The 17,407-nt window shown below is 40.3% G+C and carries 16 protein-coding genes and 1 pseudogene; all 17 read left to right on the forward strand.

Features of this window, described 5'->3' with window-relative positions:
* Window positions 1–27: 27 nt before the first annotated feature.
* Window positions 28–1,476 (forward strand): flippase, encoded by a 1,449-nt coding sequence (locus tag STRCR_RS06730; protein ID WP_004226810.1) that lies wholly within the window; start codon window positions 28–30, stop codon window positions 1,474–1,476.
* Window positions 1,477–1,491: 15 nt separating this feature from the next.
* The gene (locus STRCR_RS06735) at window positions 1,492–2,283 is read left to right on the forward strand and encodes a DUF4422 domain-containing protein (protein ID WP_004225624.1); all 792 of its coding nucleotides are present in this window, start codon (window positions 1,492–1,494) and stop codon (window positions 2,281–2,283) included.
* A gap of 87 nt (window positions 2,284–2,370) precedes the next feature.
* Complete coding sequence (gene glf / locus STRCR_RS06740) at window positions 2,371–3,480, forward strand: UDP-galactopyranose mutase (RefSeq protein ID WP_004226511.1); 1,110 nt, start codon at window positions 2,371–2,373, stop codon at window positions 3,478–3,480.
* Window positions 3,481–3,489: 9 nt separating this feature from the next.
* A complete protein-coding gene (locus tag STRCR_RS06745) occupies window positions 3,490–4,509 on the forward strand; it encodes an acyltransferase family protein (RefSeq protein ID WP_004228756.1) in 1,020 nt (339 codons plus the stop codon).
* 54 nt (window positions 4,510–4,563) lie between these two features.
* Complete coding sequence (locus STRCR_RS06750) at window positions 4,564–5,928, forward strand: O-antigen polymerase (RefSeq protein ID WP_004230030.1); 1,365 nt, start codon at window positions 4,564–4,566, stop codon at window positions 5,926–5,928.
* Between the two features lie 154 nt (window positions 5,929–6,082).
* Complete coding sequence (locus STRCR_RS06755) at window positions 6,083–7,090, forward strand: glycosyltransferase family 2 protein (RefSeq protein WP_004225933.1); 1,008 nt, start codon at window positions 6,083–6,085, stop codon at window positions 7,088–7,090.
* A gap of 4 nt (window positions 7,091–7,094) precedes the next feature.
* The gene (locus tag STRCR_RS06760) at window positions 7,095–8,246 is read left to right on the forward strand and encodes a glycosyltransferase family 1 protein (protein WP_004227144.1); all 1,152 of its coding nucleotides are present in this window, start codon (window positions 7,095–7,097) and stop codon (window positions 8,244–8,246) included.
* Complete coding sequence (locus STRCR_RS06765; RefSeq protein ID WP_004226934.1) at window positions 8,233–9,234, forward strand: stealth family protein; 1,002 nt, start codon at window positions 8,233–8,235, stop codon at window positions 9,232–9,234. Before STRCR_RS06760 ends, STRCR_RS06765 begins: the two co-directional genes overlap by 14 nt.
* Window positions 9,235–9,238: 4 nt before the next feature.
* Complete coding sequence (locus STRCR_RS06770) at window positions 9,239–10,300, forward strand: glycosyltransferase (RefSeq protein ID WP_004227769.1); 1,062 nt, start codon at window positions 9,239–9,241, stop codon at window positions 10,298–10,300.
* Between the two features lie 4 nt (window positions 10,301–10,304).
* Complete coding sequence (locus STRCR_RS06775; protein WP_040804937.1) at window positions 10,305–11,336, forward strand: glycosyltransferase; 1,032 nt, start codon at window positions 10,305–10,307, stop codon at window positions 11,334–11,336.
* An 18-nt stretch (window positions 11,337–11,354) separates the two neighbouring features.
* The gene (locus tag STRCR_RS06780) at window positions 11,355–12,038 is read left to right on the forward strand and encodes a DUF3800 domain-containing protein (protein WP_004226322.1); all 684 of its coding nucleotides are present in this window, start codon (window positions 11,355–11,357) and stop codon (window positions 12,036–12,038) included.
* Between the two features lie 141 nt (window positions 12,039–12,179).
* Window positions 12,180–12,728: an acyltransferase family protein gene (locus STRCR_RS06785; RefSeq protein ID WP_004225221.1), complete on the forward strand. Its 549-nt coding sequence runs from the start codon at window positions 12,180–12,182 to the stop codon at window positions 12,726–12,728.
* Between the two features lie 177 nt (window positions 12,729–12,905).
* Window positions 12,906–13,421, forward strand: a complete 516-nt coding sequence (locus STRCR_RS06790; RefSeq protein WP_004226487.1) for a Panacea domain-containing protein — start codon at window positions 12,906–12,908, stop codon at window positions 13,419–13,421.
* Entirely contained in the window at window positions 13,414–13,806 is a 393-nt protein-coding gene (locus STRCR_RS06795; protein WP_004228264.1) for a type II toxin-antitoxin system PemK/MazF family toxin, read from the forward strand. The genes STRCR_RS06790 and STRCR_RS06795 overlap by 8 nt, the downstream gene beginning before the upstream one ends.
* An 809-nt stretch (window positions 13,807–14,615) precedes the next feature.
* Entirely contained in the window at window positions 14,616–15,509 is an 894-nt protein-coding gene (locus STRCR_RS06800) for a Fic family protein (RefSeq protein ID WP_004229262.1), read from the forward strand.
* A 93-nt stretch (window positions 15,510–15,602) separates the two neighbouring features.
* Window positions 15,603–16,216, forward strand: a pseudogene (locus STRCR_RS12560) (transposase); the annotation flags it as partial.
* 462 nt (window positions 16,217–16,678) lie between these two features.
* The gene (locus tag STRCR_RS06810; RefSeq protein ID WP_004227064.1) at window positions 16,679–17,371 is read left to right on the forward strand and encodes a gamma-glutamyl-gamma-aminobutyrate hydrolase family protein; all 693 of its coding nucleotides are present in this window, start codon (window positions 16,679–16,681) and stop codon (window positions 17,369–17,371) included.
* The last annotated feature ends 36 nt before the right edge of the window (window positions 17,372–17,407 follow it).

The raw sequence follows: 17,407 nt of genomic DNA on the forward strand, positions 1-17,407 counted from the left end.
TGTTGTGAAGGGATTGGGGAATTGCTGATGGTTCAGAAAAAAGTTTCTGTTCAGATGAACATCATCATGAACTTCCTGCTGACGATTTCTAATATTATTTTTCCTCTGATAACGTTTCCTTATGTCTCTCGGGTCTTGATGCCTGTCGGGACTGGTAAGGTAGCCTTTGCCACCTCTATCGTGTCTTATTTTGCTATGGTGGGGATGCTGGGTATTCCAACCTATGGGATTCGGGCTTGTGCCAAGGTGCGCGATGATAAGGATAAACTGTCTAAGACGGTTCAGGAAATTATGGTCATCAACACTGTGGCTATGACCTTATCCTTGGTGACTTATATCATGGCCATTATGGCTGTTCCGAGGATGGCTCAGGATCGTACCCTCTTTATGATTAATATTGCTACGCTGGTATTCAATCTGATTGGCTGTGAGTGGCTCTACAAGGCCTTAGAGCAGTATACCTACATCACTGTTCGTTCTGTCGCTTTGAAATTTGTCTCGCTGGTTCTTATGTTTCTGGTGGTACGCCAAAGAGGAGACTATGTCCTCTACGGTGCTATTACCATTTTGGCTAGTGTTGGGTCTAATTTCTTTAACTTTATCAATTTGCGCAAGTACCTCAATCTCAAGTGGTACAGTGGCATGGATCTCAAGCAGCATATTCAGCCGATTTTCAGTTTCTTTATGATGACAGTAGCGACTACCATCTATACCAATTTGGATTCGGTCATGCTGGGCTTTATGAAGAATGATACAGCCGTCGGTTATTACAATGCTTCGGTCAAGATTAAGACGATTTTGGTCAGCTTAGTGACGTCTATGGGAAGTGTCCTCCTGCCTCGTCTCTCTTACTATGTCAAGCATGGTAAGAAGGAGGAGTTCAGAGTTTTGACCGTGCGCTCCTTGCAGTTTATTGGGTTTATTGCCATTCCCCTCTGGGCCTACTTTACTCTCTTTGCTAAACAGGGCATTGATTTCTTATCTGGACCGGATTATGCTGGCTCTGTTCTGCCTATGCAGCTCATTATGCCGACCCTCTTTTTCATCGGTCTATCTAATCTTTTAGGCATCCAAATTCTGGTTCCTATGGAGCGGGAAAATCAGGTGCTGAAATCGGTTATCCTCGGAGCTTTTGTTGATTTGATCATCAATGTTATGGCTATTCCGAGATTCGGGGCAGCAGGGGCTGCATTTGGCACGCTGGTAGCTGAATTTTTTGTTGTTGCCTATCAGATTTTTGTCCTAAGAGATTTCTTGAAAGAGGTATTGCCTCAGGTTCGGATCTATAAAAATATCTTGGCTACTGTTTTAGCGAGTTTAGCTGCCTGTATGCTCTACGCTAGCTGCTTAACCAGTTTGTCCAGCTTTCTGGTGTTAGTGGCATCAGCAGCGGTTTTTGGCTTGGTTTATCTGCTCGTCAGCTTCCTGCTCAAGGATGCCTTCTTGCTGTATTTCGTTAGTTATTATAAAAAATAAGAACAAGGAGACAAGGTGAAGAACATTCAACTTATCGTAGCGACCCACAAGTCTTTTGTCATGCCCGACGATAGCCGGCTCTACCTGCCCGTGCATGTGGGTGCTCAAGGAAAAGCGCCTATCGGCTATACTCCGGATAATACCGGCGATAATATCTCTGAACTCAATCCTTATTTCTGTGAATTGACGGGCCTTTACTGGGCTTGGAAGAATCTGGATTGTGATTATCTGGGGCTGGTACACTATCGGCGGTATTTTGCTAAAGATGGGGTGCGTTACAAGGAAGGTCTGGATATCAATCAGGCCATTCTCACGCAGGCTGACTGCGTGAGGCTCTTGGATCAGGCTGATGTCATTGTTCCTAAACGTCGTAAATATTACATTGAAACCCTTTATTCCCACTATGACCACACCTTTGACGGGGGGCATTTGGATGAGGCAAGGGCCATTATCGAGAAAATTCAGCCGGATTATCTGGCGGCCTTTGACCGTGTCATGCAGCAGCGCTCAGGTTATATGTTTAATATGTATCTGATGTCTAAGGCAAATTCGGATGCCTACTGTGCTTGGCTTTTCCCGATCTTGCAAGAGCTCTACCAAAGGATTGATACCAAGGTTTTAACAGCCTTTGAAGCCCGTCTCTTCGGCCGAGTCAGTGAGATCCTCTTCAATGTCTGGTTGGATAAGCAGGATCTCACAGTTAAAGAAGTGCCCTTTATCTACATGGAAAAGGTCAACCTGTGGAAGAAGGGGCTGTCCTTCTTGCAAGCCAAGTTCTTTGGTAAGAAATACGGAGCCAGCTTTTAAAAAGCAATCACTTTTAGGAGCTTGCTTCCTTTTGTCAAGAGATTATCATAGTAGATGAAATGATTTTTAAGTAAGAGAGAGAATACGATGTCACAATATGATTATTTAGTTGTTGGTGCGGGTTTGTTTGGGGCTGTCTTTGCCCACGAAGCGGCCCTCAAGGGTAAGAGAGTCAAAGTCATTGAAAAGCGCGACCATATCGCTGGAAATATCTATACCAAGGAAGTGGAAGGGATCCAAGTACATGAGTACGGGGCTCATATCTTCCATACGTCTGACAAGGAAATTTGGGATTATGTCAACCAGTTTGCAGAGTTTAACCGCTACACCAACAGTCCCATTGCTAATTATAAAGGTGAGATTTATAACCTTCCTTTCAATATGAATACCTTCAACAAGCTCTGGGGAGTGGTGACACCAGCAGAGGCGCAAGCTAAGATTGAGGAACAACGTGCTGTTCTAAATGGTAAAACTCCTGAAAATCTTGAGGAGCAAGCCATTTCTCTTGTCGGCACCGATATCTACGAAAAGCTCATCAAGGACTACACAGAAAAACAATGGGGCAAGCCAACGACGGAACTCCCTGCCTTTATCATCCGTCGTCTGCCGGTGCGCCTGACCTATGACAATAACTACTTCAATGATACCTATCAGGGGATCCCAATCGGGGGCTACACCCAGATTGTTGAGAAGATGCTGAATCATGACAATATTGATGTGGAGACAGGTGTTGATTTTTTTGCTGAGAAGGATCAATACTTGGTAAACTTCCCTAAGATTGTCTTTACTGGTATGATTGATCAGTTCTTTGATTACCAACTTGGTGAGCTGGAATACCGCAGCCTGCGCTTTGAGACAGAAACCCTCGATATGGAAAATTATCAGGGCAATGCGGTGGTCAACTATACGGATGCAGAGACACCGTACACACGGATCATTGAGCACAAGCATTTTGAATTTGGTACTCAGCCTAAAACCATCATCACCAAGGAACATTCTAAGACATGGAGCCGTGGAGATGAACCCTACTATCCCGTCAACAACGATCGCAACAACCACCTCTACAAGGAATACAAGAAATTAGCTGACCAAGAAGGTCAGGTTATCTTCGGCGGCCGTCTCGGACACTACCGTTACTATGACATGCATCAAGTCATCGCCGCCGCCCTGCAGTGCGTGGGAAGTGAAGTAAATTAAAGAATTTCAATGAAAAAACAGGAACGTATACAGTGGATTGATTTTGCTAAAGGGTTGACGATTATACTTGTTATAGTTGGTCACACTTTTTCGAAAGGATATATTAGAGGTCCTATATTCTCCTTTCACATGCCACTTTTTTTCATGTTAAGTTTAGCAACTTATAGCTTTTCTAATGATTGGAAAGATTACAGGAAGAAGCAAAGGAAGGCTTTTAACCATCTCATACCTCCAGCTATTTTTATCTGGCTGGTTCAGTCTGTATTTCTTTATCGTGGGCAAGATTTTTTAGGATATGTTCTTCTCCAGATAAAGAGCCTTTTTTGGGCTAGTGGTTATTATGTTTTTGTTGATGGTGAAAAGATTCCCTATCTAGGTATAGCGTGGTTTTTAGTTGTTCTTTTCTTGTCGAGGGCTCTCTTAGATGGTCTTAGTTTAAGTATTAAATCTAAATCGCCAATTTTCTTTATTGTTTTAATTAATCTCCTAGGTATAGTAGGGGTCTACTTAGGCTATAGTCATCATTTTCTTCCCTTATCTTTTGATCTAGTTTTAGGGGTGCTTCCATTTTTGGGATTAGGTCATTATTTACTTAGGATTGATTACTCTAACAAGTCAGCTGCACGTTTACTTGTTTGCCTCTTATTTTGGTGTTTCAGTTTTGGGATTAGTCATATCTTAGGCTTTCACTATCTAGAACTGGCTATTCGTCAGTACTCGCTTTTCCCTTTATCTTATATGACAGCAGTTGCTGGAGTTTTGAGCATGTGTCAATTTTGTTTTCAAGCTGAACAATTATCAGCAAAGCCTTACTTTGATTCTGTTTTTAAAAAGGTAAAGGTATTAGGGCGCTACAGTTTGATCTTGCTTATTATACATGCATTGGAAGATAAGGCTTTCCGCATGGTTTGGGAATGGAGTAGCCATTCTTGGTTGAATTTGATAATAAGATTAACGCTTGATTTAATTATTTTTACTATTTGCCTTACATTCCTGCAATCAAAGAGAACAAGTAGGCAAGTAGTTTGAACTTTCATTGTATTATAAAAAATTCCGCCTAGACACTTTATGGAGGAGACATTTATGCTCTATCTGATAGCAGTAGTTATCACTTTATTCTTGGTTTTCAATCTAGTCGTTACAAAAGGGGACTGGTTAGACCCTGCTGTTGTTTTTTCTGCTATTTTTCTTATGCAGGTTATTCTATGTCTTCTGGCAACTAATTACTTAGATTTAGATTTTCACGCTGAGACTTTCTATATTCTTTTCGTTTCCCAAACTGTTTTTGCGGGATTTTCTCTTTGGAATCGGTCAAAAAAACGAAACGAACGACTTTTGATGGACTTACCTACCAATTCTACTCCATCCCTGAAGGCATTGGTTACTCCTAAATTCATAACCCTATTTTTTGTTGTCCTGGGTATAGTTTTGATTTACATAAAGTACCGCTATCTTCAACAGTTTTCTGGTGTTGTTGGTCAATCAAGAGCTTCTTTATCTGAAAAAATTGCACTTTATGATAGTTTTACTAAGTTCAATCCTAGGGCTTACAGAGCTCTCGGAATAAGTCCGCCAGCCATTACTAAATATCTTGATGTTTTAGCTAGTTCATTTGCTTATCTAACAGCCTATAGCCTTGTTAGTAATTGGGTTGTTAATCGTAAGTATCAGCTATCACAATTCCTTTATCTTTTTCTCTTTATGATAGTTGTTTATTTTGGGGGAAGTCGTAGTGGAATATTTAGGCTCTTTACTTTCATAGCTTTTATTCTCTACGTTCTTCTGATTAGAAACGGTGCAGATCGTTTAGCTATGAGAAAGCTTCTGGGACGCATGGGGCTGGTCAGTTTGGTTTTATTGATTTTATTTTTTGTATCCACCAATCTTTTTGGTCGTAACTTTAAGGGAAGTAATTTTCATTATTTGTTTATTTATGTCGGGGCTCCTTTGTATAACCTTGATCATTTCATTCAGCTTAACCATTTACCTATTCCTCAGAGCTATTGGGGAGGACAAACTTTTTGGGGATTCTATAATTGGTTGTTACCTAAACAGGGCAAGTTGACTTATCAATTGGATTTACCATTTGTCCAATACAGTGCACAGTATGGCCTAGGAAATGTCTATACAACCTTTTATCAATTCATCTATGATTTCGGTCTTTATGCAGTTTTGCCTTTAATTAGCCTGATTGCATGGTATTATACCAGTGCTTATCGAAAAATACGCTTGACTTTTTCTAATCAAAAAGCTTTCGATTTTCGCCTCTTCATTTACGCTTACTTATTTAATGATCTATTCATGCTTTTCTTTTCAAACCGTTTTTACGAAACTGTTGTTAACTTTGGAACTCTTAAATTTTTAGTTTGCAGCTATGTCCTGTCATGGTTCATTTCCAACGACTATTTATTTTTTAAAAAAATACCGGTTCACTTTAAATGGAAATAGTAAAAAATGCAATTCTAAAGATGTATAGATTTTTGAATAAAATTTCAATAAGACTCGTTTCTTTTAGTAATCTTAGAATCTTTTATATTTGTACTTCTCACCATCTAATTTACTAGTTTAGAAACAAGCTTTAAATCTGAAAGGAGCATGGGCTATGGCTGTTTTTGGTACCCCATTTATCAGCGTGATTATTCCTGTCCATAATGCCGAGACGACACTTTTGCGTGCTCTGGACAGTTTGGCTTTTCCCGACTGTGAAATCATTTTAGTTGAGAATGGCTCAACGGATCATTCCTACCAGCTAGCCTGTGATTATGCTATGGAGAATAACCGCCTCAAGGTCTTTCAGTCAGATTCGGGAGTTTCCAATGCCCGCAATAAAGGGCTGGAGCAGGCCAGCGGTGAATGGATTTTCTTCTTGGATGCCGATGACTTTTTCTTCAAGGAAAATCTGGCAAAAATCGCAGACAAGCTTAAGTCCAGCCAGAGTGACATCGTCACCTATAACTTCCACAAGGGAGGGCATCTGGTTGAGCTTTTTGAGGTGGTTGAGGATTTCCGCCGGCCAGAGGAAAGAGAGGCTTTTATCAGCCGCTGCCTTCATCAGCCAACCCAGTACATGACGGTCTGGAGTAAGGCTTTCCGAGCACGTTTAGTTAAAGGCTTGCGATTTGATTCCAATTTGCGAGTATCTGAGGATAGCAATTTCTTCCTTCAAGCGCTCTTGCGGGCTCAGGCTATTTCAACCTCACCTGATCTGCTTTACCACTATTCTATTGATAGTCCGTCAACCATGCGAACGTTTGATCAATCTAAATTAGAGGGGTATTTGGCAGCCCTGACTCGGGCTCAAACCATTATCGAAGATCAATCAGCAGCCCTACAGGAGGCCTTTGCTGCCTATAGTTTGGCGCAGTTCAATCTAGGAATGGTGCGAGAGGTCTTTCACCAAAACAATCCGCAGTCGTATAAGGTGAAACTTGCTAGGCTGAAGGAGCTCAGCCATTCAGAGCCCTTTGCTCCCGCTTTTGCTGGTATGAGTCTGAAAAAAATCAAAGGGCTGGGTGATATCCCCCACTGGTTGATCAAGTACCATGCTTATCGTTTGGCCTCGCTCGTCTATCTGGTTAGGGTCAGACAGAATGCCCGTAAAGAAAGGTAAACTTGTGAAAAAAGTTCTAATTTTTGGTATGAATGAGAACCCTGGCGGGGTAGAATCTTTTTTGATGAATTATGTTAGGCGATTTGATCAAACCAAACTTCATGTCGATTTTTTATGTAATTCCATGAATCCCATCGCCTATGAAGATGAGCTTGTTCAAAGGGGAGCAAGCGTTTTTCATGTGACGGCTCGCAGCCAAAATCCCTTCAAATACTATGGCGAGCTCCGTCAATTCTTTGAGGTACATGCCAAGGACTATGATGCCCTCTGGGTCAATATCAATAGCCTAGCTAATATTGACTATCTCAAGCAGGCTAAGAAGTACGGAATTCCCGTACGTATTGTTCACAGCCATAATAGCCAGAATATGGACAGCCGCTTGCGGGGGAAGCTTCACAACTACAATAAAAAGCGGATTGCTAAGTGGGCAACAGACTTTTGGGCCTGTTCGGACAAGGCCGCCGCTTGGTTCTATGAGGGAGAGGCCCTCAAGCAGGCTAAGATTATTCCCAATGCCATTGATATTGAGGCCAGTCGCTTTTCTGAAGCAGCCCGCCAGTCTATCCGTCAGCAGTATCAGCTCCAAGATGCCTATGTTATTGGCCATGTCGGCCGCCTGCATTTTCAGAAAAATCAAGATTTTATCCTCCGTGTGTTTGCTGAGCTGGTCAAAACGAAGTCCCAAGCTCGTTTGGTTTTGATTGGTCAGGGAGATGATGAAGCCATGCTCAAGGCTTTGGCTGACGAGTTAGGCGTGGCTGATAAGGTAATCTTTGCCGGTGTGCAAAAGAATGTTTCTGAATGGCTCAGTGCCTTTGATCTCTTTTTCTTCCCGTCCAAGTTTGAAGGCCTGCCCTTAGCACCTTTTGAAGCTCAGGCCAATGGCTTGCCAGTGTTAGTGTCAGCAGAAGGGGTGCCTGAGGAGAATAAGATTAATCCTAATGTTTATTTTGTCTCGTTAGAAAAATCGCCTAAGGACTGGGCAGAACTGATCCAAAAGCTGTCTGAACAGTATAGTCGCCTGTCTGAGCAAGAAACTGCTCAGCACTTTCAAAACTCTGGTTATGACATCCGCTATGCCGCACAAGAGTTAGAAAACAACCTGCTGAACATTCTTAGCCAGCGAGAGAGAGGAAATGATAATGCCCAAAATTGATTTTGTAGTTCCTTGGGTGGACGGCAGTGATCCCGATTGGCGCAAGAACAAGGCTAAGTATGAGGTCGGTCCAAGTGTGGAGGCGCCTCAGGCAGATAGTGTTAACCGTTACCGAGAAATGTCTGCTTTTAACTACTGGTTTCGGGCGGTTGAAGCCTATACTCCTTGGGTTAATAAAATTTTCTTTGTTACCTACGGCCATGTTCCTGACTGGCTGGATACCAGCCACCCCAAATTACGCTTGGTTCGACATGAGGATTATATTCCAAAGGATTACTTGCCAACCTTTAATTCTAACGTGATTGAGCTCAATCTGCATCGTATTCCTGACTTGAGTGAGCATTTTGTGTTGTTTAGTGATGATGTGTTTATCAATCGCCCTGTTGATCCGGATGATTTCTTTCACAAGGGATTGCCGAGGCTGCAAGCCATCTATCGTCCGATCATTCCTAGAGGTGAATTTGATCATATCGAGGTTAATAATGGCCGCCTGCTCAACAAGTATTTTTATCACAAGCCTAATTTAAAAAAACATTTAGGCAAATATTTTAATTATCGTTATGGCAAGTTTAATCTCTATAACTTCCTGAGTCTCTTTTATTCAGGAATTATGGGCTATGAAGATGCTCATGTGGGGATGCCTTCGCTCAAATCCACCTATGCCGAGGTTTGGGACAGGGAAGAGGCCTACCTAGACGAGATGTGCCGCAATCGCATCCGCAGCAGTCAGGATATCAACCATTGGGCTATGAGTTATTGGAACATTGAGACCAACCGTTTTTATCCGCAATCACTTAAAATAGGAAAGTATATTCCAATTGGTGATATAGATTCTATCAAAAAATTTATTCAGAATTCTAGTTACAAAATGGTCTGTATCAATGATGACGAGAGTTCTAGAGATTTTAGTAAGGAGACAGCTATTATTCGTCAGGTATTGTCCGAAAAGCTACCCCAGAAAAGTAAATTTGAATTAGAGGGAAAGTAGAAGTATGAAAAAATATCAAATTGTAGAAATAAGAGATGGTGACGTTAGACATGCAGGCAGTAAAGCAGTTAGTGATGTTGTAACTATTCTTGAGGGAGAGAGATTGCAGCCTCTTTATATTAAAACTCGGCGGGATAATCATGGCCTTAAGGCTAAGATTGTCAATCAATTAGGCTTTTATCAAGACTGGAAAGTGGCGTATGAGACTATTGAAGAAGGAAGTATCCTTTTTTTACAGCATCCTTTTCATCACCGACAAATCGGTCGAGAAAAATTCCTTAAGCAATTGAAAGAAAAGAAAAATATTAAAATCATTTCTTTAGTCCATGATGTTGAAGAATTACGTAATAATGGTATTACTAACGACAAGCGGCATCAAGAGGAATTTGATTTTATGTTGTCTATTGCTGATCAGTTCATTGTCCATAATCCTGTCATGAAGGAATTTTTCTTAAGTAAGGGTATAGCGGAAGATCAGTTAATTTGTTTGGGAATTTTTGATTATTCGACAGAGCAGACGATTAATCCCCCTAGGTTTTCAACCTCATTAATTTTTGCTGGAAACTTTGCCCCGCCAAAGAGTCTTTTTAGCAGTAAATTGGGAGAGTTAATTAAACTAAAATTTGAACTCTACGGTCCAAATTATGATAATTCACATTTAACGAATAATGTCGTCTATCATGGGTCTTTTCCTCCAGATGAATTACCAACTCAGCTTAATTCTGGCTTTGGCCTTGTTTGGGATGGAGATTCTTTAGATGAATGTAATGGTCCTTGGGGCAATTATTTACGTTATAATAATCCGCATAAGCTTTCTTTGTATTTAGCTTCGGGGATTCCTGTTGTTGTCTGGAAATCTTCTGCCCTTGCTGGATTTGTTAAAGACCGTCAAATTGGTCTTACTGTGGATAGCCTGAGAGACTTAGAAGATTTATTCGCTACAATTACCGAAACTTCCTACAAAACTATGTCCCAAAATGTTGCAAATCTTAGTAAAGAATTGAGGTCTGGGACTTTTACCAAGCAAGCTTTTAAGCAGGCTGTCAAAAATTTAGAAAATGAGTAAGAAAATAGTAAACCGAATTTTAATTGATTTCATCAGGGATGATGATACTACAGCAGCTTCTAAGGCCGAGCGAGATGTTAGTTATTTTCTGAAAACTATTGGCTTTTTTGGAAAAAATTACGATATGAGTTTACCAAGAGCTGTTAAGCTTCTAGCCGAAGATTATATTTTGACTAAGAAAATTAAGAGCATTGGTTCTGAGGACATCTGCTTTCTGCAGTACTCTATGTTTGGCCGTCCTTCATTGAAGAAGCTCTTCAAGAAATTAGCTTTTAATCGGCACAAAATTCTTCTCATCCATGATATTGAAACCCTGCGGGAGCAAAGGGAGGCCGATCACATTGCAGAAGAACTGGCTCTCTTTCAGGAAGCCCAGTGTCTGATTGTCCATAATGACCGGATGGCAAACTGGCTGCGTAACCAAGGCCTTGAAGTCCCGATAATCTCCTTAGAAATTTTTGACTACGCTCAGCCTATCGATCTACCAGAGGAAACTGTCCAGAATTGGAAAACAGTGGTCTTTGCAGGAAATTTGGATAAGAGCGGCTTTTTGAGTAAACTTCATACGCAAACACCTTTTTACCTCTACGGTCTCAAGAGCGATGCCCAGCCTTATCCGGAAAAATTGACCTATTGCGGGTCAAAGACATCTACGGAGATTCCATCAACAATTAGTCAATACGGTTTTGGCCTTGTTTGGGATGGTCCTGCGGTGGATTCTTGTCAAGGACCTTTTGGCGACTATATGCGCTACAACAATCCTCATAAGGTTTCGCTTTATCTCAGCACTAATCTGCCAGTCATCATCTGGAAAGAGGCGGCTCTAGCCTCCTTTATCGAGGAACATGGTTTGGGCTTAACCCTAGATTCTCTGGCAGACTTAGATAACCAACTGGCTCAACTGAGTCAAGATGACTATGACCAGATGAAAGCTAATTGCAAGGCTATGGGCAAACAGCTGCGAAATGGCTACTACACAACCAAGGCCGCTCAAGCAGCGGTGGAAGTGGTTATTAGTCAAAAATGTGATATATAAGGAATTATAGTGAGTAAGATGAAAATTTCACTTTTTATTGATGATTCGGGTGTATTTCATAGCAACAATGATATATTTGTTTATGCAGGGGACTGTTTTGTTTCTGATTATGAAAAAATGTCTGCCAAGCATAAATACAAAAAAATCAATAAAGAAATATCAAAGTCTTTAAATAGATCGGATGAATTGAAAGCCTCTAATTTAAAGAGAAAACACAAAAGAGCATTATATAAGGTTCTAGAAAAGGAAATTAGTTTTTCGGTTGTTATTGATATTCAAAAAATTAAAGAGTACGTAATTAAAGATAAAAAATCACGTCAGAGGTTCAAAGACTATGCATTAAAAAGAATAGTGAAAGAGCTTTTTAAAGTATTAATTGATCGTGGTATAATTTGTAAAACTGATGATATAAATTTATTTGTAAATATTGATCAACAAGGATTCTCTACTAATGGTTTTTATGGATTGGGTGATGGTATTTTTGAAGAATTGCATGAAGGAATAACTAATTTTAACTACGGGAATTTCTTTCCACCGATTTTGACAGGTAATCTTGATGTCATCACAAAATCTTGCGTTTCAGAAAATGATTATTTAATTCAAGCTGCCGATATATTAGCGAATAGAATTTGGAATTCTTATAGACTAGAAAAATCAGAAATGAGAAACATACCAAATCATGTTCAATTAGATTTGCCCTAGTTTGAATTTAATCGTTGTTTGATAAGAAAAATATGGTATAATATAACCACAGGTTATCTAACACTGTCTAACAATTAGAGATGATTAAAGCAATTAAGCGTATGTTAAGTACGTCATCCTGATTGGGGCCTCCTATTTATTATGGGAGGTTTTTTTGATAATCATATTTTTCACTTAATATCGGTTTTCTTCCTCCTGCAAGGAACCCTGCTCTGGTCTGGTATCTATTGTCTGGGACATTTCTTGAGTCAAGTATCACTGGAAAAATTAGCCACCCACCTAACTCAGAAAGTTTTAGTCATCTCGGCTTTAATAGCTCTTTACCTGTTCTGGTGGATCCAGTTTGATTCCAAAAATGGGGTCAGCTACCTAACCCCTGACCCAGAAGGACTGGTCTTTGTTCTTAGTGTTTTTCTGGCCTTCTTGATTTATCCGCGTCTGCCTCACAACAGCTTTTTCAACTATTTTGCGGATAAGGGAAAATCCAGCCTGATCATTTATATCTTCCATTCACCAGTACTCAGTGCCATTCGGATTATGCTTCTGCGGCTTGGAGTTCAAAGCATGCTCCTCCATGTCCTGATTGGTATTGCAGGCGGTTGGCTGATTAGCCTCTTTATCGCCTACCTCTTCAATAAGGTGAAATTTCTCAATTTCTTTGTTGCTCCGACTAAGTATATTAAGGTGTAGCAGAAGGGGTGTTTAAAATGACTAGGACTGGGCTGACCTTAGGTACTTATCATAAGATGGAGTGGTTTAGGTGAGTGTGTATAGGGCAAATAATTGAATAAACAGTCTAAATGATGTACAATGAGTGCAGGTATCGGATGTGGTGCCTGTACTATTTTTTGATAAACGGAGGTAGAAATGGTGAGCAAGACAATTGATGTTGCGAAATATTTAATTTATGCTTATGAGCAGATTTCTAACTCAAGGTTTGAAACGCAAGAATTAAAATTACAAAAGCTAATGTACTTCGCTCAACGAGAAAGTTTCGCTTTAACGGGTAAAGAATTGTTCCCAAGCGATTTTGAAGGTTGGGTTCACGGACCGGTTCTGGTAGAGTTACGATATTTTTTTGAAGAAGATTACATTCCATATAAAGGGGATAGCTCATCATTGAGTGAGACAGATAAATATATCATCGAAATGGTTATTAACAAATATGGCCAATATGATGCCTGGTATTTAAGGAATCTATCGCATGAAGAACTATCATGGCAAAATAGCCGTGACGGTTTAGAAGAGAGTGATCTTGGCAATAGGCTAATTTCAAAAGATGATATTAAGAAGGATGCAGAGAAAGTTCGTGCCTATGATCATCAATATGACATGTACCTAGATGAATTCGATGACTTTGATGAGGAGAGTTATATTGCTTGATAACGCTTCTTTAATTGGAACAATCAAATCCTCTAGGATGCCCTATTATGATAATATGTCCAAATCAATTAGATTTAAAGCACGCCCTGTTCTTATTTTAAAAGCTGAAAGAGAGTTAGGATTGAGTGACTTTACAGTATTACCCATTTCATCGGTCAGCTTCAAAAAGAATATTAATCCCGCTTATGATGTAGAAATTACCAAACAGCTATACCCGCAGTTAAATTTAACTAAAGAAATCTGTTATATCCGTTGCGGTAAGATTATGACCATCAACAAAAAGGATCTAGCAGTTGATACCATTAGTAATTTAAAGCAAACTTACCCCGATCTGTGGCAAGTAATTATTGATAGAACCAAAACATATATGGCCGATATTGACTAGTTTTAGACCAGTGTTACTTGTATTTTGTATTTAGCGATAGAGGACGGAGTCTTTCGTAAAAGTTAACTCTAATATAGGTACAAGGCAAGTCTCAGCATATAGTCTGAGGCTTTTTTGAACGGAAAAAGCGACCAACATGGGTTGATCGCCTTATTAATTATAGAATTCCCTGTTTCACGCACGCATGAAATATAGGGCACTGAACTTAATCAGTCTTACACTAATAGGATGGTATCATAATAGCTATTAAATCTCAAGTTACCAACTTGCCTATTAAAGACGCTGTTGGATTATTAGGTATGTTATCATTCATGATTATCAGATATATATGAGAGCCACGACGGCGTGAATTCCTTGCGAGAGGTTTTCAAAAGTCACTGGGAGGGAAGCACTGCTTCTCTCCTTTTTTACTTTAGGAATGGTATGTCTTAGAGGTGGATGGATTGTCTAAGTGGAACGATATCCTTATAAAGGAAATATTGTTGCAGCGATTACTGTTAAGATAGCATTAGCGCTATTTTCTATAGCTAGGGTTGTGAAGCTAAAGAAGATAATTAGTTTGCCCACTGTTGAATCCGCCAGAGACATTATGAATAGGTTACACTAAACTAGACAGAATTTATAAAGCGTTCTACACTTAAACCAACAAGGAGAACCATATCCTAATATATTGGTGGAGAATATCGTCATGCAGTTTTAGATGATAACATAAAAGCCACTATTGTTCCGCAAATGTCTTAATGTTATTCCGCAAATAGACCTATTGTTCCGAAAATGCTACAATTGAAGTCAGAAAAGAGGTGGAGCAGATGTATATTACAGCACAAGAAGCTGCTGAATGTTGGGGAATCTCTGATAGGCGCGTGCGAACCTTGTGTGTTCAAGGGAAAATTGAAGGCGCTTATCGCGATGGGAAAATTTGGAGAATACCAGCGGATGCAGCACAGCCAAGTGATGGTCGTTATAAAAAGGCTTCTAGTTTACTATCAGTGATTGAAGAGAAAAAGTCACTCCTAGCAACAAGGAGGCCTTTGACTAGCGGTGAGCTAGATCGGCTAAATGAGGAATTTCTTGTAGAGTACACCTATAATTCTAATGCAATTGAAGGAAATACCTTGACCCTTCGGGAAACTGATATGGTGCTAAGAGGGTTGACCATTGATCAGAAACCTTTGAAGGATCACCTTGAGGCTATTGGTCACAAGGAAGCCTTTCAATTTGTGCAAAGACTGGTCTCAGAAAACCATCCCTTAACGGAGCAAGTCATTAAAGATATTCATTACCTTGTTCTGTCAGATAAAAAGGAAGATAGAGGTGTTTATAGAAAAGTTCCTGTTAGAATCATGGGAGCTGCTAACGAACCGGCTCCACCTTATATGATACGCCCTAAGATAGAGCAGCTTCTGCAAGATTATCAAAAGGATTCAAGCTCAATCATTACCAAGCTAGCCAAATTTCATATCAATTTTGAAAGTATCCATCCCTTTATTGATGGCAACGACAGAACAGGCCGGCTTTTGGTCAATCTTGAGCTGATGAAAGCGGGATTGCCACCGATTGATATTAAATTTACAGATCGTCTATCTTATTATAAAGCTTTTGATGACTTTCATGCCAAAGGCCAAGTGTCTACCATGGAAGATTTGTTGGCTAAGTATGTCAATGACCGTCTAGATGAGTACTTAGCAATGTTAGCAGAGTAAAAAAGAGGACAACAAACCACGAGGTGTAGTTGAACCCACTGAAAAAGTCATCAATTGATGGCCTTTTTTCTAGACTAAAGTTTAGGCGATTGTATGCTTGATAATCAGTTGACTTTAGAAGTTAGTCCCTATTTTAAACTCTATGATATCGTTGTTCCAAAGACTTATTTTTTACGCCAGTTAACGGAGCTCTGTGATTTCAGTTTTATTTATAATGAATTGTAAAAGAACTATTGTCCTGACTTTGGACGCAAAGCCTATTTATCAATCATGATGTTTAAATATCTCTTATTTTAAAAGACATTTATAAGTTGTCCGATGCCGATGTGGTGGAGCGCTCGTCTTCAGATATAGCCTTTAAATGTTTTTCTCGGTTTAGCTCCAGAGGATTCTGTCATTGAACCGTCCTCTCTGACAAAATTCCGGAAACTTCGGATCAAAGATGAACACTTACTTGACTTATTAATCCATAAATCCGTTCAAATCGCCATTGAACACCATTTGATTACCAGTAAGATTCTCATTATGGATGCGACTCATACCAAAGCTTATTATAATCCCAAGAAAGCGCATGAAGTTCTTCAGGAACCTCAAAAGCTGTGTGTAAAACAATCTATCAATACGCTGAAGATATTAAAGCAGAATTTCTTAGTAAGCCTCGAGAAGATAATCTTGAGGCTGAATTAAGCTATACACAAGCATTGATAGAAGCCAAACTTATATGGCCGATATTGGCTAGTTTTAGATCAGTGTTACTTGTATTTAGTTAGCGAGAGAGGACAGAGTCTTTCGCAGAAGCTAAGCCTACCATTTGGCTGCCTTCTAGGGCCTTCTGGGTTTCCTGCGGCCTGATAATTCAAGACGTTCAGTTACAACTATACATTGGCCTTCTAGTGGTTTGCTGCTAGAAGTTTTTTTTATGGAAAAATGGCGGAAAAGCAGAAGTTCTCGTAGCTGTTCAGACTATTAAAGCATACTTTGATAAGCAAAACGAGGCCTATTGTCTGCACCGCCTTGTTTATTTTTGATTTTTTGCGCCTAAGGGGTGCTCCCAGATAGTTGCCACTCCATAAAATAAGGTTATGGCTTACTATAAAAAATATAGATTATACAGAGTCGGCAGGTTAGGGTATGATGGTAGCATAAACTTATTTTTCAAGGAGGTAGCTGTGGGAAAACGTCCGATTATTGGAATTAGCAGCAATGAGAAGCCTGTTAGCCCAGATTTGCCTATCATTCACCTCAATGTTTCCAGAAATTTTGGTGACGGAGTCAAGCGGGCTGGCGGCCTGCCTTTCTACATCCCCATGAGTGAGCAGGAGCTGGCTGCTGATTACATTGCAGCTATTGATAAACTGATTTTGACAGGCGGTCAGAATGTTAGTCTTGAATTATACGGAGAGGAAAAGGTGACGGATAGTCAGGATTATTTCCCCGAACGGGATCGCTGGGAACTAGCCCTGATCAAAGAGGCCCTGAGGCAGGCTAAACCCATCTTTGCAGTCTGCCGCGGTCTTCAGCTCTACAATGTTGCTCAGGGAGGCAGTCTTTATCAAGACCTCCCCAAGCATGCTGGTCAGCCCCCGACCCAATTAGCCCATCCGATTAAGATTAAGGAGGGCAGTCGCCTGTCTCGTTTACTGGCTGATGGCAGTCTGGTTAATTCAGTTCACCATCAGGCTATCAAAGACTTGGCTTCCCATTTGGAAGCGACAGCTTGGAGCGGAGACGGTGTGATTGAAGCTGTAGAGTCCAATGATAACACCAAACTCATCGGCGTCCAGTGGCATCCAGAATTTTTATTGGATGGTGGCCCCTCAAGCCAGCAGGCTCTATTTGATTACTTTGTCCAAGAACTCTAGCTTGGAAAAGCAATCCAGACACGTTTGCAAGGTTTT

Origin of the sequence: Streptococcus criceti HS-6 (assembly GCF_000187975.2) — a bacterium.
GTDB lineage: Bacteria > Bacillota > Bacilli > Lactobacillales > Streptococcaceae > Streptococcus > Streptococcus criceti.